The following is a 25,380-nucleotide window of genomic DNA, read 5'->3' as shown; positions in this document are numbered from 1 at the left end:
GCTACCCCTTAAACTAACAGTATTCTTACTTTTTTATTGATGAGCCATGTCCACCAATTTTATTCGTCAAATTATCGAGCAAGACTTAGAGCGTAACCAAACCTCGGGTCGTGTTGCCACGCGCTTTCCTCCTGAACCCAATGGTTACTTACATATCGGTCACGCAAAGTCTATTTGTTTGAATTTTGGGCTCGCTAGAGACTTTGAAGGACAGTGTCATTTACGTTTTGACGATACCAACCCAGCCAAAGAAGACACCGAATACGTGGACTCAATTATTGATACAGTGCGTTGGTTAGGCTTTGATTGGGGGGCACATTTATATTATGCCTCAGATTATTTTGAACACTGTTATCGTTATGCAGAGTCATTGATTGAACGAGGGCTGGCTTATGTGGATAGCCTTCCTTTTGAGAAAATTAGAGAATACAGAGGGACGTTAACCACTCCAGGAACCAATAGCCCCTATCGTGACAGATCAGTAATCGATAACCTCACTTTATTTCGCGCCATGCGTGAGGGTCAATATCAAGATGGGGAGCATGTACTTCGCTTAAAAATTGATATGGCCTCAGCCAATATGAATTTACGTGATCCCATCATTTATCGTATTCGCCATGTGAGCCATTGGCGCACAGGTAACAAATGGTGTATTTATCCCATGTACGATTATGCTCATGCTATTTCAGACGCCTTGGAATCCATTACCCATTCCATTTGTACCTTAGAATTCGAAGATCATCGCCCACTCTACAATTGGGTAGTTGAGCATACAGACGTGCCCTCACAGCCTCATCAGTATGAATTCTCTCGTCTTAACATGACATACACCATGATGAGTAAACGTAAATTACTAGATCTGGTTACTCAAGGACATGTTTCTGGTTGGAATGATCCGCGTATGCCTACCCTAGTGGGGCTAAGACGTCGTGGCTATACCCCACAGTCAATACGTCTTTTTTGTGAACGTATCGGTGTATCAAAAGCAGACAGTCTTATTGATGTCACAGTACTGGAAGATTGCTTGCGTGAAGATTTAAATGACAACGCACCACGACGTGTGGCTATACTTAAACCCGTTAAATTAATTATAGATAATTATCCAGAAGGGCAGAGTGAAGTATGTACAGCGCCAAACCACCCTCATCACCCTGAATGGGGGCATAGAGAACTCCATTTCACACGTGAATTATTTGTTGAGCGTGATGATTTTATGACTGAACCTGTGAAAGGCTTTTTTAGATTGTTTCCTGGTGCCGAAGTGCGTTTACGTTATGCCTATGTGATTCGTTGTACTTCATTTGATACGGACCCTACGACAGGGGAAGTCACAGTGATTCATGCTGACTATCTGCCAGATACGAAGAGTGGTACTCCTGGAGCGGATTCGGTAAAAGTGAAGGGGAATATTCATTGGCTATCAAGCACAGAGGCGGTGAGAGCTGAAATACGACTTTTTGATCGTTTGTTTAAAGATCCAAATCCCGGCGCTTTAGATGATTATCAACAAGCGCTGAATCATGATTCTCTTATTGTATTAAAAGATGCCTTGATTGAGCCTGCATTACTGACAGCAGAAAACAGAGAGTCTTTTCAGTTTGAACGTAACGGCTACTTTTGTGTGGATGAAGTAGACAGTAAAACAACAAGCCCGGTATTTAACCGGGCTGTGACGTTGCGTGATTCATGGAATACCACTAAAGGGAAGTGACAGGGTTTTTGATCTTGTCTCTTTCTATGAGTGCGTAGGCAGAATGATTGTGAATAGATTCAAAGTTTTCTGATTCAACAACGTAGTAATCAATTCTCTCTTCTTGGTTGAGACGGTGTGCAATATCACGCACCATATCTTCCACAAATTTAGGGTTATCGTAAGCGCGTTCGGTAACCCATTTCTCATCAGGACGTTTGAGTAAACCAAATAGTTCGCATGAAGCAGACTCTTCAGCAATACGAATGACTTCCTCAATCCACATAAAGCGATTCAAGCGCGCCGTGATGGTTACATGTGAGCGTTGGTTATGTGCGCCATATTCAGAAATCTCTTTAGAACATGGGCAAAGGGATGTTACAGGAACCAATACCTTCATGGTAAAGGTTACATTACCCTCTTTAATTTCACCAATAAAAGTCACATCATAGTCAATCAATGAACGAACGCCTGATACAGGTGCGGATTTATTTACAAAGTAGGGGAATTGCATTTCTATATGCCCTGCTTTTGCATCAAGACGCTCCACCATTTCTTGTAACATGGTGCCAAAGGAGGTAACAGAAATTTCTCTGCCTTCGCGATTTAAAATTTCCACGAAACGAGACATATGCGTTCCTTTAAAATGCTGTGGTAAATGCACGTACATATTAAAAGAGGCAATTGTATTTTGCGCATCACCTAATTCACGATCAGATACTCTGATGGGGTGACGAATACCTTTAATTCCAACGCGATCAATTGCAATTTGGCGTGTGTCTTCCGTTGATTGAATATCAGGAATAGTCAAATTTTCAGGGGCGTTCATAGTCTCTCCATGTGGACGTGAGGAATTAAGAGGGGGGGTTCCCATATTAAGTTCCACTTCGTCGTAGTTGTAGTGAAGACAGCCTAGCCTCAATGGCGTGCCGTAGCCCTACGCTATCAAGCCCAACTTCTTGAATGAGAAGTTTAGGGTCTCCTTGGTCGATCCAACGATCAGGTAAGCCAAGTTGCAGTAATGGCATAGTTAAACCATGTTTAGCCAAAACCTCAGCCACCGCACTTCCAGCACCGCCTTGAACCACATTTTCTTCCACGGTGACTAAAAGTTGATGATTTAGCGCCATATCAACGATTAATTGTTCGTCTAATGGCTTGATGAAGCGCATATTTACTACAGTTGCATTAAGTTCTTGACCAGCTTCGAGTGCTGCATTAACCACTGATCCAAAGGCTAAGATCGCCACATTTTTGCCTTGACGACGAACTTCTCCTAGACCCACTTCCAACACTCGTAACTCTTTGACAACATGAGTGCCCGGTCCGTTCCCTCTTGGGTAGCGAACGGCGGCAGGACCTTGCCAATGATAGGCGGTGGTAAGCATTAAACGACATTCATTTTCATCGGCGGGAGCCATGATGAGCATGTTCGGCAGGCAGCGTAAGAAGCTAAGATCAAAGCTACCACAGTGTGTTGCTCCGTCTGCCCCCACAAGTCCTGCTCTATCAATCGCAAACATCACGGGTAGATTTTGTAAGGCAATGTCATGAATAAGTTGATCATATGCACGTTGTAAGAAGGTGGAGTAAATTGCTACTACTGGTTTTAATCCTTCAGCAGCAAGGCCAGCAGCGAAAGTGAGCGCATGCTGTTCTGCAATACCCACGTCAAAGTAACGATCAGGATAGCGTTTAGAAAACTCAACTAACCCTGATCCTTCACACATGGCTGGGGTAATCCCAACCAGTTTACTATCCTGTTCAGCCATGTCACATAGCCACTCACCAAAAATGTGGGTATAAGTAGGTTTGCTAATGGGTTTGGGGATAATTCCTATTGCTGGATCAAAGGGGGTGACACCATGGTAGAGAATGGGATCGAGCTCCGCTTTGTCGTAACCTTTCCCTTTTTTGGTGACGATATGTAAAAACTGTGGTCCAGAGAGTCGTTTTACATTATTTAATGTGGATACCAATGTATCCAGATCATGACCATCAATAGGGCCGATATAATTAAAGCCAAATTCCTCAAAGAGTGTGGCTGGTGGGTTAACAAACCCCTTAAAGTGCTCTTCCCAGCGTTTGGCAATTTCCAAAATGGGAGGGGCAACCCCTAGTACTTTTTCACCTTGTTTTCTGACGCTGTTATAAACGCGTCCGGACATGATGCGAGCCAAATAATTACTTAATGCACCCACAGGACGTGAAATAGACATTTCATTGTCATTGAGTATCACAATCAGATCAGAACCTGTGTTGCGAGCATTATTCATGGCTTCAAAGGCCATGCCGCCAGTCATTGCCCCATCACCGATGACGGCGATGACTTTTCTTGATAAGCCAAGTTGCTTAAAGGCTGTGGCCATACCAAGGGCTGCACTAATTGAGGTGCTAGAGTGTGCCGTACCAAAGGCGTCGTAGTCGCTTTCACTGCGCTTTGGAAAGCCTGATAGACCGTCTTTCATGCGTAACTGTTTCATACCCTCACGCCGACCAGTAAGGATCTTATGGGCGTAAGTTTGATGACCTACATCCCAAATCAGTCGATCATCAGGTGTATTAAAGACCCAATGAAGAGCCACAGTCAGTTCGATGGTGCCAAGGTTACTTGATAAATGACCACCAGTTGATGCCACAGATTCTAAAATAAATTGTCTTAACTCGGTGGCTAATTGCCCTAGTTGTTCGCGCCCAAGCTCACGTAATTGGTTGGGCCAATTAATGGTATCAAGTAGCGGTGTAGGAGAAAAAGTAGTCATGAGTTAGTGTTGGCGATGAACAAATAATTGACTCAATTGCATTAGATAGTAAGCAGAATCACCCAATTGCTCAATTAATAAAAAGGTTTCATCAGCTAAGCGCTCTAGTAAACGCTGCGCTTCATTCATACCCATTATACTCACATATGTTGGTTTGTTGCGAGCAGCATCCTTGCCTGCTGTTTTGCCCAGAGTGGCTGAATCGCTTTGCGCATCAAGTAGATCGTCTTTTATTTGGAAAATTAACCCTAAATGTCTACCGATGGTTTTTAATATGTTTTCCGTGTTGGGAGTAAGTGCTTGCCCACAGTAAGCACCCATTAAAATAGAGGCTTCTATTAAAGCACCTGTTTTCATTTGATGCATTTTTTCTAATAAACCTAAATCCATACTTTGATTAACGTGTGTCAGATCAATGGCCTGTCCACCCCCCATTCCTAATGAACCAGAGGCTCGTGCTAGTTGTTGAATGAGTTGTAACTGTTGTGAGGCGTTGAGTTGGCTGTCTTCACTGAGCCATTCAAAAGCCAAGGTTTGTAGTGTATCACCTGCTAATAGAGCAATGGCTTCTCCAAACTTAACATGACAAGTGGGCTGCCCGCGTCTTAATACATCGTTATCCATCGCCGGTAAGTCATCGTGTACCAAAGAGTAAGCGTGAATCAACTCAATAGCAGCCGATGCGAGACTGAGGTTGTCAAAGTTTGCGCCCGTGATGTGTCCGCTCGCAAAACACAATAAAGGACGAATTCGTTTGCCGGGACTTAATGCTGCATAACGCATCGCTTGATGAAGTATGGCAGGTTCAAGGTCTGCACCAGGAAGATGTTTTTCTAGAAATTGATTAACGCGCTCAATACACTGCGTTGACCAATTATTAAAATTAAGAGCTGGTTGGTCCATTGTCAAACTCTGTGAGTTCACCATTGGTTAAGATTTGAATTTTTTGTTCGGCCTCTTTTAATTGCTCTTGGCAAAAGCGAATCAGTTCAGAACCTCGGCGATAGGTTTCAATGGCTTCCTCAAGAGGAAGTTGCCCACCCTCTAGTTGTGTAAGTAGCGTCTCAAGTTCTTTAATAGCCGCCTCATAAGTTAACTCTTCTGGTTTTTTAGCCATGACTTATTACTTCTTAGAATGAGAAAGATTTGGTTAATAATTAAAATGATAGTCTAGTTGCCTTATATTGGCCACTTTAATAGCATGCATAAAAACCATTCCTTAAAACCACAATAATTATGTTTAAAAAGAAGAGTTGTCGTCAAAGGAGCTGTTTGATAACAGTATTTTTTTATACGGTATTTAGTGGGAGCCTTTTGAGCTACTCTTAATACCATAAATGCTATCCACTTTATGTCGTCTATCAATTAACCTACTTGCTAAAAAAACCAACTAGGTTAGTATTTAGCTATGGAAAAACACACCCCACATTGTAAGTTGTCAGTGATTAAGGCGTTAGTGGAGTCGGGTAAAGTTCGTGCGACCTATTCTGCTATGCAGGGCGCAGCGTAAATGGGGGTTGGTTTCATAGAAATGCTGAACGTGGTAACTACGCTCACGACAGCTGATTTTTATAAGAGTATGACTACTCACGTCGATCATACAGTGTGGCAGGACGTCTAGCGCCCTTGTACTCGGGCTGATGAAGTGTACCTCAAGCTAACGGTTATTGATGACGTGTTGATCTTTTCGTTTAAGGAGCTGTGAATATGAAATGTCCTGTTTGTGGTGTAGCGGAATTGATCCCAGACACTCGCAACGTAACTTACACTTACAAGGGTTCGTCCACTGTCATCGAGGCGGTGACAGGTGATTTTTGCCCTGCTTGCGATGAAATGGTTTTAAATGCAGCTGAATCAACGCGTATCAGTGAATTGATGATGCAATTCAACAAAGAAGTTAATGCAGCTTATGTCGACCCCATCTTTATTACACAGATACGAAAAAAATTACGTTTAGATCAGCGTGAAGCGGCTGAGATTTTTGGTGGTGGTATTAATGCGTTCTCAAGGTATGAGAACGGGAAAACGAAACCGCCATTGGCTTTGGTTCAGTTACTCAAAGTATTGGATCGACATCCTGATCTGTTGGATGAGATTAAGGAAGTATGACCACCATTAAGCTAGCTAGCTGCATAGCATATTGGTCAGAGGCCGATGCTTCTTTTGTTGGTTTTTTGCATTAATAGTAAAGCGGTATAAATTTCTGCTTTTGTCATAGCGAGTAATTTGGTATATCAAAAAACCCATCCAGAAAATTCCTTCTATCTCCGTTGACATAGTCATAAATGCTGCTTGCCTGATTTAGCGGGGGGGGTTAGAATAGCCGGCTACTCTTTGATTTTTAAAGAGTAATAGGTGTTTTTATTAACTCTGCATTCTTTGTTTCCCGGGAGGGTGTGGCTATGTCTAAATTGGGATCAGTTATTGAACTTGCTTCTGCCACGTCTCAATTGCCTGTACGTTGGTATTCTGACCCGTTGGTGGCTCAGATTGAAGCAAATACGATTTTTGCCCATGGACCGCGCTATGTGGGTCATGAACTATTAGTTCCTAATCAAGGTGATTATTATGTCTTACCTTGGCGTCATGATGGCCAGTTATTGGTCAATCATGGTCAAGGTATTGAGTTGTTATCTAACGTTTGTCGTCATCGACAAGCTATTATGCTCAAAGGACGTGGTAATTCTCAGAATATTGTTTGTCCCTTACATCGTTGGACTTACGACTTAAAAGGGCAATTAGCTGGCGCTCCTCATTTTCCAGGAAAACCGTGCTTGAATCTCGATCGTGCACCATTAAACGCTTGGAATGGTTTGTTATTTGATGGCTTTGATGTTGCTCATGAACTGAAAGAGTGTTTGGTTACCAAAGACCTCAATTTTGATGGCTACGTGTTAGATTCTATTAAAACTGCACATCATGATTTTAATTGGAAAACGTTTATTGAGGTGTACCTCGAAGATTATCATGTGGTGCCGTTTCATCCTGGTTTGTCTGGTTTTGTAAATTGCGATCAATTGAAATGGCAATATGGAGATTGGTACAGCGTTCAAACGGTAGGTGTTAAAGATCACTTACTAAAACCAGGTAGTGATATTTATAAATCATGGCATGATGTGGTGCGTCGTTATAACGATAACCAAGACCCCCCTTATGGTGCAATTTGGATGGTGATTTATCCTAATATCATGGTCGAGTGGTATCCCAATGTATTAGTGGTTAGTACTGTCTGGCCTGATGGTCCCGATAAGTGTAGCAATATTATTGAGTTTTATTATCCAGAAGAGATCGTTATGTTTGAGCGTGAGTTTGTTGAAGCGCAACAACAGGCCTATCTAGAAACCGCTCTTGAGGATGATGAAATTTGTATGCGCATGTCTGAGGGACGTAAAGCACTTGTTGCGCGTGGCTTGGATGATGCTGGACCCTATCAATCCCCGATGGAAGACGGTATGCAACATTTCCATGAGTTTATTCGACGTCATGTTTCTCCTCATCTAGATTAATCAATGAAACTATTCCCCCGTCTTGGTGCTGGATGGATGTTAGTGGCGGGGGTGAGTTTTTCTTGTATGGGGCTGTTGGTTAAATTTGGTGCCCACTACTTTAGTTCTGCTGAATTGGTTTTTTACCGATCTATATTTGGCTTCATGATTATCGGTGCATCAGTTATTGCAGAAAAACGCTCGCTCATGACGTCATATTGGTATCTCCATGTTATTAGAAGTTTTTCTGGCTTGGTGTCTCTGTGGCTCTTTTTTTACGCTATTTCTCATTTGCCCTTGGCTACAGCTATTACCTTAAATTACACCTCCCCTTTATTTTTAGCCGTATTGTTAACATTCATCGCACGAGAAAAATTAAATCCTTTTTTATTTATTGCCTTACTCGTAGGATTTGTAGGAGTGATGTTGATTTTGAAGCCCCATGTGAATGACAGCCAATGGTTTGCTGCACTCATGGGGTTGCTATCAGGTCTTGGTGCAGGAATCTCATATTTAGTTGTACGCATCATGGGGCAAAAGGGAGAACCTGAATGGCGTGTGGTATTTTATTTTTCTGCGCTATCAACTCTTGTGATGGCAGTAATTATGTTTTTTCCTGTGGGTGTCGTGAGTCCCCAACCTTTTTCTATCGCCAAACAACATATCGGTATTCTCATTGGGGTAGGATTCGCGGCTACAATTGGACAACTAACCATGACGCGCGCATATCGTTTGGGTAAAACATTGTTAGTTGCTAATTTAGCGTATGCAACCATCGTGTTTTCAGCAGTAATGGGTATTGTGTTTTTCAGAGAGTGGTTAAGTACCAGCGCATGGTTAGGTGTTGTCATTGTTATTGTATCAGGCATTATGGCAAGCTGGATAACCAATCAACGTTCAATGGAGTGATAGTGATGAGTCCTTTATTAAATGCAGAGGAATTAATTAATCATTTAGATGATTGGCTTATTGTGGACTGTCGTTATAATTTATTGCAGTCCAATTGGGGGTATGAGCAGTATGTGGAGAATCACCTTCCTGGTGCCCGCTTTGTTCATTTAGATAACGATTTGTCTGCTGCCAAAACTGGCTTTAATGGACGTCATCCTTTAGCTCGCCCAGAACAATTAATCACAGTCTTCCAACGCCTTGGTATCAATCACGATTCTCAAGTTGTAGTCTATGATGATATGGGTGGATGTTTCGCTAGTCGCTTATGGTGGAGTCTTAAATGGCTTGGTTTTGATAAGGTGGCTGTGTTAAATGGCGGTCTCCAAGCTTGGAAAAAAATAGGCGGTCCATTGACTAGCATTGAACCTGAGGTTGCACCAGGAAACTTTATCGGTCAACCCAGAGAAGGGTGGGTTTTACAGGTTGATGAAATTAAAGAGAATTTAGAGAGCAAAGAGTATCTCATTATTGATGCCAGAGCTAATGATCGCTTTAGAGGAGAAAATGAAACCATTGATCCTGTTGCAGGACATATTCCTGGAGCCATTAATCGTCCTTTTGTAAATAATTTAGACAAAGAGGGATTGTTTAAAACTGCATCTCAAATTAAAAACGAATTTACAAGATTACTCTCTGCCTATCCACAGCAATCTATTATTCATCAGTGTGGTTCGGGGGTAAGTGCCTGCCATAATTGGTTAGCTATGAGTTATGCGGGGCTAGAGCACTCACTAAAACTATATCCTGGTTCATGGAGTGAGTGGGCCTCTGATCCTACAAGACCTGTTGCGAGGTGAATAAGTTAATTCATGATCCAGAGATACTCTAAAACTAGTATTAGTTGACGAATGTTTGGGTTGTGGATGCAAGAGAAAAGCAGGTCTCATGAGATCAATTTCAGCATTTGAAATAGAGAGAGTGCGCGCTACTTTTACCCAATTACTGATTACTGTTTTTAGTTCTGTAATTATTAGTAAGGCTTGATTTTTTGTGAGTTAATAATAGTCGCAAATAGAAATACAACTTTCCAATAATGGGCGATTATCTAAAGTATCAATATTTGAAACGAAGAGCACCTTGCCTTGTTTGGTCTTGAACCCCAATTAAATAATCCCATGCGTAAAGTATTTTAACTACTTTATTAGAGTCTTTAGCCTTCATTGCTTCCGTACGTTGCATCAGTAACTGGCCCCAACGACCAAGTGACGAGTCTAGAAAAACGCCAAAATTACTCTGGATTGGATCTGGATGGAAAGTGGCTTTGTCTAAAGTAAGGGAAGGATCAATGAGGAAACTATTTGGATTTATAAGCCATGAATGATCATATTTAAAGCGGATATTGCCTCTGTTATGATGTAAGTAACCAACTTTTAGGTATCGGTCCTGTTAGTAAAGTATCAAGCCACACTTCTAAAGTACTATTCATCGTTTATCCCGCGATGAGGGAGTTTTAAATCTTGTAGGCGTCGCCCAAGTTCATCGTCTTTTGCTAGTAACTCAAAATCACCTTGTAATTGTAGTGCTGCAAATATTCTCACATAGGTACCTAAAGTAATAGCACTATTTCCTTTTTCAGCTCGATGAAGAGTTACTTTAAATATATTGGATCGTTTAGACACACTTTCTCCAGAAAGACCTCTGCGTAAACGTGCAAGTTTAATTCTCTCACCAAGTCGCGTAAGAATTTTTTATTCAGAAGGAAAAATGGGTTTTGATTTTGATGGCATGTACCCTGTTATATACAAAAAATTACTTTTTTGTATATAACGTGATACGTTTTTTTGGTTTGTAAACTAAACATTGCTTGCCTTACATTAAGTGTTGGTGGTTTGTTTTACGCTGGCTTATCTCAAAAAAGTTAATTTTATATAAATTTCATAGGTTGATTTAAAGTCGAATAGAGAGTGGTTGAGTGGGTTGGTGATGGGGTGGTACACATCTATTTGAATTTTCTTGGGATTTTATCTATAATATAAGGCTTTTCCGTAATTTTAATTGGTTTTCATTGTTACAGTTAACCAACCTAATAGGTGATGATATGGTTGTAATTCGTTTATCCAGAGGGGGCGCCAAGAATCGTCCTTTCTACAATGTGGTAGTGGCTGATTCACGCAATCGTCGTGACGGTAGATTTATTGAGCGTGTTGGTTTTTACAATCCATCACGTGCAGAATCTCCAGATGGTTTAAGGCTTGATTTAGCTCGTGTTGCTTATTGGAAGAGCCATGGTGCGCAAGCGTCAGATGCTGTTGAAAAGTTAATTAAATTAGCTCCGAAGTCAGGAGTAGCCGCTGCCTAAGTGGGTTGTCATGGGGCGCATTGGTGCCCCGTATGGCGTAAAGGGAGGCTTTCATGTTATCCCTTTCACTGATGACGTTGATGCATTAACTCACTATACAACTTGGTGGGTAGGCACCGAAGATCAGTGTGCTGAGCAGGCTGTTGCTGAATGTCGCGTACATGGTAATGGTTTGGTGGCTCGTTTTAACAGTATCAATGATAGAGATATCATTGCTCTTGAAAGAAGCAAGTTAATCTTAATGCCGCGTGAGTTGTTGCCTGAACCTGATCCTGACGAAGTGTATTGGACTGATGTAATTGGCTTAAAAGTAACAAATTTACAAGGTCAAGAATTAGGTTGCGTGGATCGACTGTTAGAAACAGGGGCACAAGATTTACTAGTAGTAAGGCAAGGTAGCAATGAGAGGCTGATTCCTTTTGTTGAACCAATTGTAGTTGAAGTTAACGTGACTCAAAAGCAGGTTGTGGTGGATTGGGGGTTAGACTACTAATGCCTTATCAAATTGATGTCATCACATTGTTTCCTGATCTGGTTGAGAATGTTGCAAAGTATGGGGTAACAGGACGTGCCAAAGACAATGATCTGTGGCAACTAACAACCTGGAATCCAAGAGATTTTACCCACGACCCTTATCGCACGGTTGATGATCGTCCTTATGGTGGGGGTCCTGGAATGGTGATGTTGGCAGAGCCTTTGAAAGATGCTATTCATGCTGCTAAACAACGCCAAATTGAGCAAAATATAACTGAACCTAAAGTTATATTTTTAAGCCCTCAGGGTGCACTGTTGACTCACCAAAAGGCGGTGGAACTCAGTCAACGTAAAGGTGTTATTTTACTCAGTGCACGTTATGAGGGAATTGATCAGCGATTAATTGATCGTTATGTGGATGAAGAAATTTCTATCGGAGAGTATGTGCTCTCAGGTGGTGAGTTACCAGCTTTAGTATTAATGGATGCACTGTTGCGCCAGATCCCTGGAGTGTTGGGGGATGCAAGATCAGTTGAACAGGAATCCTTTGTTAGTAATTTGTTGGATACGCCTCATTACACACGGCCAGAGGTGTTTGAGGGGGTGGCTGTACCGCCTGTATTATTATCAGGACACCATGCCCATATTGAGCAATGGCGTCATGAGCAGGCGTTAATTAAAACCTGGCAAAAGCGCCCAGATATGTTGCACCGTCAACCTCTTTCTGGGGATGATAAAAAAATAGTAGAGAGCTTTATCGCTCAACAGTTAAATAAGGAGTAGTAACATGAATTTGATTCAGCAATTAGAACAGGAAGAAATGCAGCGTTTAGGTAAAAACATTCCTGACTTTGCACCTGGTGACACCGTTGTTGTTAATGTTAACGTGGTTGAAGGTGAAAGAAAGCGTGTGCAGGCATTTGAAGGTGTTGTGATTGCTATCCGTAACCGTGGATTGAACTCCTCCTTTATTGTTCGTAAAGTATCCTCAGGTGAAGGTGTGGAAAGAACCTTTCAAACCTATTCGCCTATGATTGCGAGTATTGAAGTAAAGCGTCGCGGTGATGTACGTCGCGCAAAACTTTACTACCTACGTAGCCGTTCAGGTAAATCTGCACGTATCCGCGAAAAACTCGCAACCCGTAATAACACGGCAGCTGCTCCCAAAAATAACGCAGCTGAATAAGCAATTAGTACAGTTAATCGTCAACTAATTGATCAATTTTGCGATAGCCTCTGGCTTGAAGAGGGGTTGTCGCAAAATACCTTAGATAGTTATCGTCGCGATTTGATCCAGTTTCAAAACTGGCTAGACAATCAACATCCCACAGTATTACTCAATCAAGTAAAAGCAGAACAGATCGAAGCATGGTTATCTTTTTTGTTTTTATCTAAACACAGCTCAGCACGTTCATCAGCAAGAGCCCTATCAAGTTTGCGTCGCTACTATCGACGTGCTGTTCGTGATGGTGTGATGAGCGCTGATCCAACTCTTAATATTGATTCGCCCAAACTACCACGCAGTCTGCCCAATTCCCTCAGCGAAGCGCAAGTGGAAGAGTTATTAAATGCACCTAATGTGAAAACGGAGCTGGGATTAAGGGATCGCGCTATGCTTGAGTTGCTGTATGCCAGCGGTCTTAGAGTTTCTGAACTTGTGGGCTTAACACTGGCTCGGGTTAGTTTTGATACAGGAGTGGTACGTGTGTTTGGCAAGGGCAGTAAAGAGCGTTTGGTTCCTATGGGGATGGAAGCCAATGATTGGTGTCAACGCTATGTCAATGAAGCCCGTCCTCAACTCTTGAAACATCGTCCTCATGAAACCTTATTTATTAACCATCGCCAAGAGCCAATGACTCGTCAAGGTTTCTGGTACTTAATTAAGCAATACGCAAAAAAAGCAGGTATCATGACGCCACTCTCGCCGCATACGCTGCGTCATGCTTTTGCAACGCATTTAGTTAACCATGGGGCAGATTTACGCGTAGTGCAATTACTTTTAGGTCACGCGGATATTTCAACTACACAGATTTATACACATGTGGCGCGCGAAAGATTAAGGCAAATACACGAACAACATCATCCACGAGGATAAAGCAAAAGGGCATCCATTATGGCATTGATTATTACTACTCTTGTGTTCGCTTATTTGTTGGGTTCTATCGCCTTTGCAGTGGTAGTGAGTCGCTTGATGGGTTTACCTGACCCACGCTCTTTTGGTTCTAAAAATCCTGGTGCCACCAATATGTTAAGAGGTGGAAATAAAAAAGCAGCGTTACTGGTATTAATTGGTGATGCTTTGAAAGGATGGCTTGCTGTATGGTTAACCCATACTTTTATTGTTCCCCATGGAGCCTATTGGCTTGAAGACATAGCTGCCATAGCGGTATTTATAGGGCATGGTTATCCTATCTTTTTCCAGTTTAAAGGAGGGAAGGGGGTGGCGACAGCGTTGGGCATTTTATTGGCATTAAATCCTCTCTTGGCGCTCATCACCTTTGCTGCCTGGTTGTTGGTCATGCTTATCTCAAGAATCTCCTCTCTTTCAGCGCTCACCGCACTGGTCGTAGGACCACTGTTGAGTGTGTGGTTATCACACTCCATTGAAGAGAGAGGGACAATTCTATTACTGGCGTTAATACTTCTGGCTCATCACCACAGTAATATACGTAAACTACTAAGCGGCCAAGAAACCGTGTTTAAAAAACCTTAACCCCTTAACCCAGGCATCATTCCTTTCATGCCACGCATCATTTTAGCAAGGCCGCCACGAGACATCATCTTCATCATTTTTTGCATTTGCTCAAACTGATTAAGTAAACGATTCACTTCCTGAACCGTCACCCCAGCTCCCGCTGCAATACGTTTTTTTCTTGAGGCTTTGATAATTCCAGGAAAACGGCGCTCTTGTTGAGTCATGCTATTAATAATACCTTCTACACGATTCATTGCCTTATCATCAACGCCACCTTGCTGAGGGATGTTTTTAGTTAACTGTGCTGGTAACTTGTCCATCATCGCACTTAAACCACCGGCTTTTTTCATTTGAATGAGTTGTGACTTGAAATCTTCTAAATCAAAATCCAATCCTTTTTTAATTTTATTGGCGAGTTTTTCAGCTTCTGCTTGATCCACATGACGTTGCGCATCTTCAATTAATGACAGCACATCTCCCATACCAAGAATTCGTGAGGCAATACGGTCTGGATGGAACACCTCTAGACCGGTTAGTTTTTCTCCAGTCCCTACAAATTTAATTGGTTTTTGTGTTACTTCTTTTACTGATAAAGCCACGCCACCTCTTGCGTCACCATCGAGTTTGGTTACGATCACCCCGGTTAAAGGCAATGTGTCACCAAAGGCTTTAGCAGTATTCACAGCATCTTGCCCTTGCATGGCATCGACGACAAATAGCGTTTCGATCGGTCTGAGGGCCTGATGGAGAGCTTTAATTTCAGTCATCATCGCCTCATCAATAGCAAGGCGTCCCGCAGTATCCACAATCAACACATCAAAGAAGTGACGACGTGCGTAATCTAATGCTTTTTCAGCAATAGCCACAGGTAATTCATTGGCCGAGGAATCAAAAAAATCCACTTGCAAAGAGCCAGCTAAAATCTTTAATTGTTCGATCGCAGCAGGGCGATAAACGTCACAACTCACTAATAACACTTTCTTTTTTTCTTGTTCTTTTAGCCATTTAGCAAGCTTACCGCTAGAAGTGGTTTTACCAGAACCCTGCAAGCCTGCCATCAATACCACAGCAGGGGGTTGAGCTAGCAGAGACAATCCTTCACTTTTTTCCCCCATCAATTTAGTCAGTTCTTCATGAACCACGCCAATGAAGGCCTGTCCTGGAGTGAGACTGGTTATCACTGATTGCCCAAGCGCTTTGGTTTTGACTTCTTCGACAAAGCGCTTAACAACAGGGAGTGCTACATCCGCTTCTAACAAGGCAATCCGTACTTCGCGCAGCGCATCTTGTATATTGCTTTCAGTCAGGCGTGCTTGGCCGCGTAGCGTTTTAATCACACCTGATAGGCGTTCTGTTAACTGATCTAACATAATCTCAACAATCCTTGAGGCTGATAATGGTAAACTAATAGTATGATTACATCTGAATACAGTTTCTATTTTATCACTGCTTTCCTCTATCTAATGATTGGTATTAGAGATTGGTTAAGTTTTAATGTGACAGAAACAAAACCAGAACAGGCTCAGCGCCGCGAGTGGTCTACGCGACTGTTCCTGTTAGTAGCCTGGTTCACCCATGTGCGTTTGATTCATCAAACAATTGTGATGAATAATCAGCTTGATTTTTCTATTGGCCCTAGCCTGTCACTGCTTGCGGCCACCACAGTTGCTATGTATTGGCTTATTGGTTTTCGTCATCAAATGGGTTTGTTGCGCCCCGTAATTCTTTTCTTGGCAATTCCTGGGGTATTGGCGCCATTGATCTTTACTCAAGAAAAAGCAGTGAACTACACAGGTATCGCCTTTAAGGTACATGTGATGGTGTCTTTAATGGCTTATAGTTTATTTGGTATTGCCACCATTCATGCGTTATTTATTCGTGTATTAGAAAAGCGTATTCACAGCAAAGTCCTGGCGCGTATTTCCCGTTGGCCTTCACTGGTTGCTATGGACGCCATTTTGTTTCAAATGTTATGGATTGGATTTGTCTTTTTAACGATTACGTTAATTAGTGGTGTGTTTTTTTCAGAAGATATTTTTGGCAAACCCTTGGTAATGAGTCATAAAATTGTTTTCTCTATTCTATCCTGGGTTATTTATGCTACGTTACTCGTTGGTCGCATTCAATATGGTTGGCGCGGTAGGAAAGCTGCTTTTTTCGTTGAATCCGGCTTTGTTATGTTGGTGTTAGCTTATGTGGGTAGTAAATTCGTGCTGGAAGTCCTGTTACATCGTTCTTGACAGAACTGCCTCATCTATTAGATACTAACTTATTGTTTTTATTAGTGAATTTTAAATCTTGGATGATATCCCTATAGGGGTGCTACTTAGCGTCTTAGCAGTGTTGTTGGTGTTATCTGGTTTTTTCTCGATGGCTGAGACCAGTATGATGGCACTGAATCGTTTTCGTCTAAAGCATTGGGTAGCGCAGGGGCACCGTGGTGCCAAACTAACCCAAGAGCTTCTTGAGCACACTGATCGATTGCTTGGCGTATTGTTGCTTGGTAATAATTTTATAAATGCAGCTTCCGCCGCAATTGTGACTGTACTTACTGTTCGTTTGTTAGGTAAGGGCGAGGTGGCGCTCACCATTGGTACCATTTTAGTCACTCTGGCTATTCTTATTTTCTCTGAAATTACGCCTAAAATTTTGGGTGCCGCCTATGCCGAAAAAATTGCTTTTCATGTGAGCTATATTTTGGTCCCACTATTACGTGTGTGCTATCCCATCGTCTGGTTTGTTAACTTATTTGTGCAGGGATTGTTAAACATTACACGTCTTAAACCTAAAACAAGTAGCTTACACACCAGTATGACTTTAGAAGAGTTAAGGGTCATGGTATTGGAGGGCAGTCGTTTTATTCCACAAAAACATCATCACATTTTGATGAACTTATTTAACTTAACCGACATCACTGTAAAAGATGTCATGATTCCTCGCAATCAAATTGAAGGAATCGATTTGTCTTCCCCGCTTGATTTAATCGAGCAGCAATTATCCACGTCTAACCATACATTGCAGCTGATCTATGATGGTGATCCAGATCAAGTCTTGGGGGTGCTCCATGTACGTAAATTGTTTAATCAAATTCATAATGAATCCATTACGGTGGAGGCAATAAAAGAGATTATCGAGTCGCCTTATTTTGTTCCTGAGAATACTCCTTTGTTTACGCAATTAAATAATTTCCAGGAAAATCGTCGTAAGATGGGTTTGGTTGTTGATGAGTATGGTGAGTTACAAGGCTTAGTGTCAGTTGAAGATATTTTAGAAGAGATTGTAGGGGAATTTAGTAGTCAATTACCCTACCAAGGGAGTTTTTTTACAAAGGAAGAGGAGGGTGTTTACCTTGTTGATGGGGCCTGTTCCTTACGTGATTTAAATCGTAAGTTAAATACCCATTTTCATTTAGATGGGCCAAGAACATTAAATGGTCTCATTATAGAAACCCTAGAAGATATTCCTGAACCGGGCACAGCGTTGAAGTTGGACGGTTATCCAGTAGAAATTATTCAAACGCAGGATCGTATGGTAAAAATGGTACGCCTACAAACTCTTCAGTTCGTCACAAAACAATCAGAGGATGCCAAGTCTTGAGATGATTACACTTCTCTACTCGCCAGTGGTAATAGGGATGATAGGTTTTATGATGGGTCTATTTATTCATCGTTTGGCTAACTATTACGCCCATAACTTAACCCCACAAGGACAATCAACAACTTCTTCATTGACGAGTGATATGCTGGTAGGGTTAGCTTGTGCCATGCTAAGTTTAGTCAATTTTTATTTTATTGGGCACACGCTGTGGGCATGGCTCACAGTATTATTGATTTGGAGTTTATGTTTATTACTCTTGATGGATCTCAAGACGTGGTTACTACCAGATCTGATAACCTTACCTTTAATGTGGCTGGGGTTGATTGTGCATGACTTAGGCCTGGGTAGTGTATCGTTACATGACGCTCTATGGGGTGCTGTATTAGGTTATGTGTTCCCATGGTTAATCAAACACCTCTATTTTTTACTGACTGATCGTCAGGGGATGGGGCATGGAGACTTTAAATTGTTGGCAGCCTTAGGCGCGTGGTTGGGTTGGCAGGCGCTACCTGTGGTTTTATTGATCGCCTCTTGTGCTGGATTGGTTGTGGGGCTGATGTTAATGTGGTGGCGTAAAAAAACACTTAAAATGGCGGTACCATTCGGTCCGTTTTTAGCTTTTGCAGGAGTACTTATTTTATTCAAACAAGGTCACTAAGGGAGAGAGAGACCATGAAGCCTTTTATTATAGGGATGACTGGAGGAATAGGGTCAGGTAAATCAACCGTTGCACAACTATTTGCCAACTTGGGAGCGTGTGTTGTCGATACTGATGCCATATCACATCAGCTAACTGGCCCACATGGCGGGGCAATGCCTGAAATTGAAGCGAAATTTGGTGAGCAGTTTATTAATGATGATGGTAGTCTTAACCGCCAAGCGATGAGGGATTATGTATTTAATCATCCCCCAGCAAGAAAGAAATTAGAGTCTATTTTGCATGGTCGTATTCGTGAGTCGGTTAGTCTAGCAATTGAAAAAGCAACAGAGCCTTATATTATTTTAGTGGTACCACTATTAATTGAGGTGGGTACTTATCGTCCCATCATCTCGCGCGTATTGGTTGTGGATTGTGATGAATCCGCACAAGTTAAACGAGCCAGTGAGCGACCTGGTATGACGCGGGAGGCGGTACAGGCTATAATGGCAGCGCAAACAGACAGAAAAACACGCTTGCGTGTTGCCGATGATGTTATTGATAACTCAGGGTCCATTGCTTTACTTGAACCGGTGGTCAAACAACTGGATCAACGTTATCGAGAGATGGCCGTTAATGCGCAAGAATAGTTCGAGTACAACTTGCTAATTGATTCAGTTTAAGAGAAACTTGATAAAATACTAATAATGAGACAGTTGTGATTACCTACGATTATCCCTTGAACGCTCAAATCCGTACGCTTCTTAAGCTGACGAGTTTGTTTGACCGCCTACACTTTTATGTAGGCCAGGATAGTCCTCACAGTCATCATGCTGCCTTAATGACCATGTTTGAAATATTGGATATTACTATTCGAGATGATATTAAGTCCGACTTACTCATGGCTCTTGAGAGACAAAGACAAGTACTATTAACCCTGCGACACAATCCTAAAGTAGAGCAAGAACCACTTGAAAAAACCATTTCTGAACTGGAGTTGGCGGTATTCAATTGTCAGCAGACCAAGGGCAAGTTTGGTGAACATCTGCGTAATCATGAGTGGTTAATGTCGGTCAAACAACGCGCCAGTATTCCGGGTGGATTGTGTGATTTTGACGCGCCACCTTATCATTATTGGTTAATGCAAGATGTCCAATCAAGACGGCAAGAACTATTAGCTTGGCTTGAACCGATGGAGAGCACTTATCGCGCTATGCAAGTACAATTGTCCTTGTTAAAAGACAGTGGTAAAACACAAAGTCTGGTTGCTGTGAAAGGGTCATTTCAGCAAGCCCGAGTGGGGGCGGAGGCGAAACTTCTGCGTGTGCAGTTGGATCAGTCTTATGCTTGTACGCCTGAGATTAGCGCAAATAAATATATGTTAAATATTCGTTTCCTGCAGCTCGGCGTTACCACTCGAGGTATTGTTTACAGTGAAGATATTCCTTTCAATCTTATCACCTGTAGCTTCTAGATTATTCGCGAGCGCCTTGTAGTTGTTGCCAGTCATTTCTTGACGTGTTGATACCAATCCCTACTGCTTCAACTTCACTAAACACAGCCGTTTTTTTAATCGATGCTTCCACGTGGGCGACACGACTGTCTGAAAAACAAAAATCAACTAAATCGTGTAGTAAGTGCTCAATTAATTCCACGTGCTCTCTTTTTGACCAGCTTTGAATAAAGTCACGTATCGGCTCATAGTCAACTGTGTCACTAAGATGCTTGATTTTACGCATCACTGAAAAAGGAATGGTTAAGGTGACGTTAACCAATATGTCCTGCGGTCCGGTTTTCTCAAACGCATGCACACCAAGATGTACGGTTGCATGCGCGTCAACAATACTACAAATATAATGACTCATATTAGTGAATAGTGGTTAATGAACTTTTTAGTTTCGCCATGGCGCGTTGTTCAATTTGTCTTATGCGTTCTGCAGATACACCAAATTCATCTGCTAAATCATGTAGCGTTGCAGCTTCTTTATCATCCGCTTGTAACCAGCGAGCTGTAATGATACGGCGGCTACGTTCATCAAGTGCTGCTAGAGCATTACTTAAGCCTTCGCCAGAGAGTTTATCTTGTTCGCGTTGACTGATTTGTTCAACAGGTTCAAGAGCGTCATCAGCAAGATAGGAGATAGGCGCAAATTGTTCATCGCTGTCCTCTTGGGGTTCAAGGGAAATATCTTGTCCGCTAAGACGCATTTCCATTTCACTGACATCCTCTGGACGAACACCAAGTTGCTTAGCAACCTCAGCGGTTTCTTGGGCTGACAATGAACCAAAACCTGGCTTTAAACTTCTTAAACCAAAAAATAATTTACGTTGTGCTTTGGTGGTGGCGATTTTAACTAAACGCCAGTTTTTTAACACGTATTCATGAATTTCAGCTTTAATCCAGTGTATAGCGAAAGAGACCAATCTGACGCCGCGTTCTGGATCGAAACGTCGTACGGCTTTCATTAAGCCTACATTACCTTCTTGTATTAGATCAGCCTGAGGTAAACCATAGCCACTGTATTGACGGGCAATGGAGACGACTAAGCGTAAATGAGACAAAATAAGCTGCTGAGCAGCGTTGAGGTCATTACTGTCGCGTAAACGACGACCTAACTCTGTCTCCTCTTCGGCAGATAAGAGTGGAAAACGAGAAACAGTCTGAATATATTGCTCAAGACTGCCCGCTAAGTTTAGGGCAGGGATGGGCAATACCATAGCTTCACTCATCAAAAAACCCTCCACAAATTTAAACCATTTAAGTTATTTTAGCACTCTTAATATAAGAGTGCTAATTCGGTGAAGGGTTCCAATAATAAGGAAACTTAAAGGCTAGGAATTAAAGGTAATAGTTCCTGTGGTTCTTGTCGTAAGGTGTAATCTACATCAATAAAGTGGTATAAAATTTTACCTTGTTTATCAATAAGATAGGTTGCCGGTAGGGGTAGGCTGAAAGAGTCGTCCCCATTAAAAGCAGGAATATCAATACCAAATTGTTGGTATATGGGCTTCAAGTTCTCTGCCAGTGTAAATACTAACCCCAATTGGCGGCTCACGCTATTACCCACATCGCTTAAAATGTCGATGTCAATTCCAGCTTTGGCTGCTGTATCTTTGGCGTGATCTGGGGTCTCTGGAGACATACCAATAAGTTGAGCGCCACGAGCTTTAATTTCCGGCAAAATATCATGAAAAGCTTTCATTTCAAGGTTGCAATATGGGCACCAGCCACCTCGGTAGATATTTAAAATCACTGGACCAGATTGCAAATAGTCATAAAAGCGCTTTGTCACACCGTGTTGGTTGTTGAGGGTGAAGTCAGGAAATGAGGCACCGGTTTTTAATGCGTTTTTTGCTAGATCAGCTTGATGAAGAGCTTGCGTGGCCTCAGTCATTTTTTGCCAGACATCAGCGGGTACTTTACTTTTTACCGCATTCTTATACTCATTTAAGGCATCTTTTAAGGTGCTCATCGTGACTCCTTTATATTTGAATTAAAATTCAAATATAAAGGAGTTTAACTATTAATTCAACCTATTAATTAGAATGGGTTAATGTTGATAACAATGAGTATTCATTCTCTTAATAGAGAAGGATGTTAATTAATATAAAAAAATATTAAACTGTGCATTCTGTTTTTAATAGTGGATAAAAAAATGGGTAGACACGCACAATTTGAGCGCCAAGATGTGGTTAATAAGGCTGCAAAGACGTTTTGGGACCTGGGTTTTTATGCCACTCGTATGACTGATCTTATCGAAGCCACAAAACTACAACCAGGTAGTTTATACGCCACATTCAATTCTAAAGATGAATTATTTTATGAGTGTATAGATAGTTACGGTAGACAACTCATTGCCGATACTGAAGTATTCATGACGCAACAATCTCCCAAAAAAGCCTTGGTGGGTTATTTTGAGCATCTTGTTGAAGAGATGCAAAGTGTGGTTCCACCTCATGGTTGTTTATTAGTTAATTCACTAATCGAACTGTCTAGACTGGATGCTAAAGTGAAGGGGGCAGTTGAAAAGTACATTGGTGAAGTTGAACGTCTCTTTGAGAGAACAATTAGTGAAGCGATTGCTCTTGGTGAAATCTCCCCAACACAGTCTCCCAAGGAACTGGCCACTACTTTAATGGTCTCTATGTGGGGAATTCGTATTTTAAGTGAAACCAGTCAAGGGCAAGCGAAAGTATCAGGCGTAGTTAATCAAGTTTTAAAATTACTTGATGTCTAATCTTGCCCGTTAAAGGGAAAATCATGTCGTCAAAACTAACCTTATGGTTAAGTGGTTTATTAATGCTTGCAGGTTGCCAGCAAACAGTCCACCCGCCTATGTCTACTGTAGATCAGGTTGATTTAAATAAATTCATGGGTAGCTGGTACGTTATTGCAAGTATCCCTACATTTCTTGAAAAAGACATTAGTAATGCAGTTGAAACCTATCACCTCAATCAAGATGGTACCGTTGGCACAGTGTTTACATACCATGTTGATGGCCCGCAAGGACCACAAAAGACAATGACAGGAAAAGCATTCATCAAAGACGCCAGTCATGCAAAATGGGATATGCAGTTTATTTGGCCTATTAAGGCCGATTATCGAATAGTTTATTTGGCCCCGGATTACTCTTTAGTTATTGTTGGACGAGAAAAGCGAGATTATGTATGGGTTATGGCAAGAACCCCTCACATCTCAGATTCTACTTATCAAGAAATGAAACATCTCATACAACAATGGGGATACAACACAGATAAGCTTGAGATGGTGCCACAGGTCTGGACGAAATAATGAAAATTGCTGTGGTAGGAACAGGTATATCAGGCCTTATGGCCGCTCATCTTTTGTATAAGCAACATGAGCTCACTCTATTTGAAAAAGAAGATTACATAGGTGGCCACGTTCATACTCATGAGCTGCAATGGGGAGAGCGAGACGATCAGCATTGTTTTGTTGATACAGGGTTTATTGTTCACAACGATAGAAATTATCCCCATTTTGTTAAATTACTTGAAGAGCTTAAGGTGCCCACAGAAAACAGCGTCATGAGTTTTTCTGTGATGAGCCCACAAGATAACTTTGAGTATGCAGGAACAAATCTTAATACGCTATTTAGTCAAAGAAAAAATATAGTTAATTTACAATTCTGGCGCATGTTAAGGGAAATACTACGCTTTAATCAACAGGCTCTCGTATGGCTTAACAGTAGTACTGAAGAGCTCACCTTGGGTGAGTATTTGGCAAAATTTAACTATAGCGATTGGTTTAGAGAGTACTATATTTTACCGATGGGATCAGCTATTTGGTCCACATCAATCAAGGATATGTACAGCTTTCCAGCTCGTTTCTTTATGCGTTTTTTTGCTAATCACGGCTTATTAACTGTCAATGATCAACCTCAATGGAAAGTGATTCAGGGCGGATCTTTTGCTTACGTAAAAAAAATTACCGCCCCCTTTAATAACGCTATTCGTTTAAAGACACCGGTGATGAGGATCGATCGTCAACACGATAAAGTAACTATTTACACAAAAGAGGGTGCCGAGCAGTTTGATAAAGTGGTATTAGCTTGTCATAGTCAGCAAGCACTCTCTTTACTCGCTCAACCAAGTGAATGGGAGCAAAGCGTTTTGTCAGCTATTCCTTATCAAGCCAATGAAGCTGTTCTGCATTATGATGAGTCGCTGTTGCCAAGTCATAAACGTACTTGGGCTTCATGGAATTATCGTATTGATCACGCTAACCAACACCAGGCAGTGCTGACTTATCACATGAATAGATTGCAAAACTTAGCTGTTGATCGTGAGTTATGCGTCACGCTCAATGCCACTCATTTAATTGATCCCCAGAAAATCATCAAAAGGGTACATTACGAACATCCATTGTTTACTGTGCAAGGTGAGTGGGCTAAGCAACAACATCATAAGATCAACGCACAGAACAACACCTACTATTGTGGTGCTTGGTGGGCTAATGGGTTTCATGAAGATGGTGTGGTGAGTGCGATTGAGGCAGTTAAATCGTTAGTGGCACGTGATCATGCATAGTGCCATTTATACAGGATGGGTAAGACATCGACGTTACTCTCCTGTGGTACATCAATTTAACTATCAAGTATCAATGATGTACTTTGATCTGCAAGAAATTGACGAGTTGGTCTCTCAGCATTGGTGTTTATCGACACATCGTTTCAATTGGCTGCAGTGGCGACGGCAAGATTATCTAGGAGACCCTAGTAAGTCTCTCTATGAAGAAGTGAAAAGAGTTATTTTTGAACGTACTGGAATGACAAATATTGGATCAATTAGGCAACTGACACACCCGCGCTATTTGGGCTTAGGGTTTAATCCTGTGAGCTTATACTACGCATATAGCAAAACGAATAATCAACTATGTGCAATTGTTGCTGAAGTGAGTAATACGCCATGGTTAGAAAAACATATCTACATGCTTCCAATCCACGAAGAAGAGAGAGTACGTCAAAAATATATTCTTAAACATGAAAAAGAATTTCATGTATCGCCTTTTTTGCCGATGGATATGAACTATTTGTTTCGTGTGTCAGCACCACAGGAATCACTCTTTGTCCATATGGAGAATTGGCAAAAAGACAAAGTATTTGATGCGACTCTCGTTTTGAAGAGGCAATCTTTTACTCAGCAACACCTTATTCGTACCTTACTACAATTTCCGCTTATGTCATGGAAAGTGGTGTTTGCTATTTATTGGCAAGCAGTCAAATTATGGCTTAAGAGAACTCCTTTTTACTCACATCCTTGAAATTGATCG

Annotated in this window: 29 protein-coding genes and 1 pseudogene; 21 read left to right on the top strand and 9 right to left on the bottom strand. The window is 41.7% G+C overall.

Going from position 1 to position 25,380, the window contains the following annotated elements; translation table 11 throughout:
* Positions 1–46 precede the first annotated feature (46 nt).
* Entirely contained in the window at positions 47–1,711 is a 1,665-nt protein-coding gene (locus FV185_RS07095; protein ID WP_067495613.1) for a glutamine--tRNA ligase/YqeY domain fusion protein, read from the top strand.
* On the opposite strand, the gene folE2 is transcribed toward FV185_RS07095, so the two are convergent.
* From folE2 to xseB, 4 genes are read right to left on the bottom strand one after another with little or no spacing between them, the layout of a single operon-like run.
* Entirely contained in the window at positions 1,698–2,519 is an 822-nt protein-coding gene (gene folE2 / locus FV185_RS07090) for a GTP cyclohydrolase FolE2 (RefSeq protein ID WP_067495973.1), read from the bottom strand. The genes FV185_RS07095 and folE2 overlap by 14 nt on opposite strands.
* Positions 2,520–2,565: 46 nt before the next feature.
* A complete protein-coding gene (gene dxs / locus FV185_RS07085) occupies positions 2,566–4,452 on the bottom strand; it encodes a 1-deoxy-D-xylulose-5-phosphate synthase (protein WP_067495610.1) in 1,887 nt (628 codons plus the stop codon).
* Between the two features lie 3 nt (positions 4,453–4,455).
* Complete coding sequence (locus FV185_RS07080) at positions 4,456–5,355, bottom strand: polyprenyl synthetase family protein (protein ID WP_067495607.1); 900 nt, start codon at positions 5,353–5,355, stop codon at positions 4,456–4,458.
* Positions 5,336–5,569 (bottom strand): exodeoxyribonuclease VII small subunit, encoded by a 234-nt coding sequence (xseB, locus tag FV185_RS07075; protein WP_067495604.1) that lies wholly within the window; start codon positions 5,567–5,569, stop codon positions 5,336–5,338. Before xseB ends, FV185_RS07080 begins: the two co-directional genes overlap by 20 nt.
* 291 nt (positions 5,570–5,860) lie before the next feature.
* On the opposite strand from xseB, the pseudogene FV185_RS09890 reads away from it, so the two are divergent.
* The 5 genes and pseudogenes from FV185_RS09890 to FV185_RS07055 all read left to right on the top strand — a co-directional run bounded on the left by FV185_RS09890 (position 5,861) and on the right by FV185_RS07055 (position 9,685).
* Positions 5,861–6,157: pseudogene (locus FV185_RS09890) on the top strand (type II toxin-antitoxin system MqsR family toxin).
* Between the two features lie 2 nt (positions 6,158–6,159).
* Complete coding sequence (locus FV185_RS07070) at positions 6,160–6,561, top strand: type II toxin-antitoxin system MqsA family antitoxin (protein WP_067495601.1); 402 nt, start codon at positions 6,160–6,162, stop codon at positions 6,559–6,561.
* Between the two features lie 293 nt (positions 6,562–6,854).
* Positions 6,855–7,958: an aromatic ring-hydroxylating oxygenase subunit alpha gene (locus FV185_RS07065; protein ID WP_067495598.1), complete on the top strand. Its 1,104-nt coding sequence runs from the start codon at positions 6,855–6,857 to the stop codon at positions 7,956–7,958.
* A gap of 3 nt (positions 7,959–7,961) precedes the next feature.
* The gene (locus FV185_RS07060) at positions 7,962–8,846 is read left to right on the top strand and encodes a DMT family transporter (RefSeq protein WP_067495596.1); all 885 of its coding nucleotides are present in this window, start codon (positions 7,962–7,964) and stop codon (positions 8,844–8,846) included.
* Between the two features lie 5 nt (positions 8,847–8,851).
* A complete protein-coding gene (locus FV185_RS07055; protein WP_067495594.1) occupies positions 8,852–9,685 on the top strand; it encodes a sulfurtransferase in 834 nt (277 codons plus the stop codon).
* Positions 9,686–10,306: 621 nt separating this feature from the next.
* On the opposite strand, the gene FV185_RS07050 is transcribed toward FV185_RS07055, so the two are convergent.
* Entirely contained in the window at positions 10,307–10,573 is a 267-nt protein-coding gene (locus FV185_RS07050; RefSeq protein ID WP_156474202.1) for a helix-turn-helix domain-containing protein, read from the bottom strand.
* 353 nt (positions 10,574–10,926) lie between these two features.
* On the opposite strand from FV185_RS07050, the gene rpsP reads away from it, so the two are divergent.
* From rpsP to plsY, 6 genes are read left to right on the top strand one after another with little or no spacing between them, the layout of a single operon-like run.
* Entirely contained in the window at positions 10,927–11,187 is a 261-nt protein-coding gene (gene rpsP / locus FV185_RS07045) for a 30S ribosomal protein S16 (protein ID WP_067495592.1), read from the top strand.
* 10 nt (positions 11,188–11,197) lie between these two features.
* On the top strand, positions 11,198–11,680 hold the full coding sequence (rimM, locus tag FV185_RS07040) for a ribosome maturation factor RimM (protein WP_067495589.1): 483 nt from the start codon (positions 11,198–11,200) through the stop codon (positions 11,678–11,680).
* Positions 11,680–12,444, top strand: coding sequence for a tRNA (guanosine(37)-N1)-methyltransferase TrmD (gene trmD / locus FV185_RS07035; protein WP_067495587.1), 765 nt, complete (start codon positions 11,680–11,682; stop codon positions 12,442–12,444). Before rimM ends, trmD begins: the two co-directional genes overlap by 1 nt.
* A gap of 4 nt (positions 12,445–12,448) precedes the next feature.
* Positions 12,449–12,847, top strand: coding sequence for a 50S ribosomal protein L19 (gene rplS / locus FV185_RS07030; protein WP_067495585.1), 399 nt, complete (start codon positions 12,449–12,451; stop codon positions 12,845–12,847).
* Between the two features lie 3 nt (positions 12,848–12,850).
* Positions 12,851–13,756 carry a site-specific tyrosine recombinase XerD gene (xerD, locus tag FV185_RS07025; RefSeq protein ID WP_067495584.1) on the top strand — a complete coding sequence of 302 codons (906 nt, stop codon included), beginning with the start codon at positions 12,851–12,853 and terminating at the stop codon, positions 13,754–13,756.
* A gap of 18 nt (positions 13,757–13,774) precedes the next feature.
* Complete coding sequence (gene plsY / locus FV185_RS07020) at positions 13,775–14,374, top strand: glycerol-3-phosphate 1-O-acyltransferase PlsY (RefSeq protein WP_067495582.1); 600 nt, start codon at positions 13,775–13,777, stop codon at positions 14,372–14,374.
* Here the strand turns inward: plsY and ffh are convergent.
* Complete coding sequence (ffh, locus tag FV185_RS07015) at positions 14,371–15,726, bottom strand: signal recognition particle protein (RefSeq protein ID WP_067495579.1); 1,356 nt, start codon at positions 15,724–15,726, stop codon at positions 14,371–14,373. The genes plsY and ffh overlap by 4 nt on opposite strands.
* Positions 15,727–15,768: 42 nt before the next feature.
* Between ffh and FV185_RS07010 the strand changes: the two genes are divergently transcribed.
* From FV185_RS07010 to zapD, 5 genes are all read left to right on the top strand, one after another.
* Positions 15,769–16,596, top strand: coding sequence for a cytochrome C assembly family protein (locus tag FV185_RS07010; protein WP_067495576.1), 828 nt, complete (start codon positions 15,769–15,771; stop codon positions 16,594–16,596).
* Positions 16,597–16,654: 58 nt separating this feature from the next.
* Complete coding sequence (locus FV185_RS07005) at positions 16,655–17,953, top strand: HlyC/CorC family transporter (RefSeq protein ID WP_067495574.1); 1,299 nt, start codon at positions 16,655–16,657, stop codon at positions 17,951–17,953.
* Positions 17,954–18,002: 49 nt separating this feature from the next.
* Entirely contained in the window at positions 18,003–18,611 is a 609-nt protein-coding gene (locus FV185_RS07000; RefSeq protein WP_197457817.1) for a prepilin peptidase, read from the top strand.
* Positions 18,612–18,625: 14 nt separating this feature from the next.
* Positions 18,626–19,240: a dephospho-CoA kinase gene (gene coaE / locus FV185_RS06995; RefSeq protein ID WP_067495570.1), complete on the top strand. Its 615-nt coding sequence runs from the start codon at positions 18,626–18,628 to the stop codon at positions 19,238–19,240.
* Positions 19,241–19,308: 68 nt separating this feature from the next.
* The gene (zapD, locus tag FV185_RS06990) at positions 19,309–20,064 is read left to right on the top strand and encodes a cell division protein ZapD (protein WP_067495568.1); all 756 of its coding nucleotides are present in this window, start codon (positions 19,309–19,311) and stop codon (positions 20,062–20,064) included.
* A gap of 1 nt (position 20,065) precedes the next feature.
* Here zapD and FV185_RS06985 read toward each other — a convergent pair whose 3' ends face one another.
* The 3 genes from FV185_RS06985 to FV185_RS06975 form a co-directional block, all read right to left on the bottom strand.
* Positions 20,066–20,455 (bottom strand): dihydroneopterin aldolase, encoded by a 390-nt coding sequence (locus FV185_RS06985; RefSeq protein WP_067495567.1) that lies wholly within the window; start codon positions 20,453–20,455, stop codon positions 20,066–20,068.
* A gap of 1 nt (position 20,456) precedes the next feature.
* The gene (rpoH, locus tag FV185_RS06980; RefSeq protein ID WP_067495565.1) at positions 20,457–21,320 is read right to left on the bottom strand and encodes an RNA polymerase sigma factor RpoH; all 864 of its coding nucleotides are present in this window, start codon (positions 21,318–21,320) and stop codon (positions 20,457–20,459) included.
* 95 nt (positions 21,321–21,415) lie between these two features.
* On the bottom strand, positions 21,416–22,063 hold the full coding sequence (locus FV185_RS06975) for a peroxiredoxin-like family protein (protein WP_067495564.1): 648 nt from the start codon (positions 22,061–22,063) through the stop codon (positions 21,416–21,418).
* Positions 22,064–22,246: 183 nt separating this feature from the next.
* On the opposite strand from FV185_RS06975, the gene FV185_RS06970 reads away from it, so the two are divergent.
* Genes FV185_RS06970 through FV185_RS06955 form a run of 4 tightly spaced genes read left to right on the top strand, consistent with a single transcriptional unit; the run spans position 22,247 to position 25,371 of the window.
* Entirely contained in the window at positions 22,247–22,828 is a 582-nt protein-coding gene (locus FV185_RS06970) for a TetR/AcrR family transcriptional regulator (protein ID WP_067495562.1), read from the top strand.
* Positions 22,829–22,851: 23 nt separating this feature from the next.
* On the top strand, positions 22,852–23,382 hold the full coding sequence (locus FV185_RS06965; RefSeq protein ID WP_067495560.1) for a lipocalin family protein: 531 nt from the start codon (positions 22,852–22,854) through the stop codon (positions 23,380–23,382).
* Positions 23,382–24,638: an NAD(P)/FAD-dependent oxidoreductase gene (locus tag FV185_RS06960; RefSeq protein WP_067495558.1), complete on the top strand. Its 1,257-nt coding sequence runs from the start codon at positions 23,382–23,384 to the stop codon at positions 24,636–24,638. The genes FV185_RS06965 and FV185_RS06960 overlap by 1 nt, the downstream gene beginning before the upstream one ends.
* Positions 24,631–25,371 carry a DUF1365 domain-containing protein gene (locus FV185_RS06955; RefSeq protein WP_067495554.1) on the top strand — a complete coding sequence of 247 codons (741 nt, stop codon included), beginning with the start codon at positions 24,631–24,633 and terminating at the stop codon, positions 25,369–25,371. The genes FV185_RS06960 and FV185_RS06955 overlap by 8 nt, the downstream gene beginning before the upstream one ends.
* The last annotated feature ends 9 nt before the right edge of the window (positions 25,372–25,380 follow it).

The organism is Ferrovum sp. PN-J185 (genome assembly GCF_001581925.1).
Classification (GTDB): domain Bacteria; phylum Pseudomonadota; class Gammaproteobacteria; order Burkholderiales; family Ferrovaceae; genus PN-J185.
This window is presented reverse-complemented; position numbering and strand designations above follow the sequence as displayed.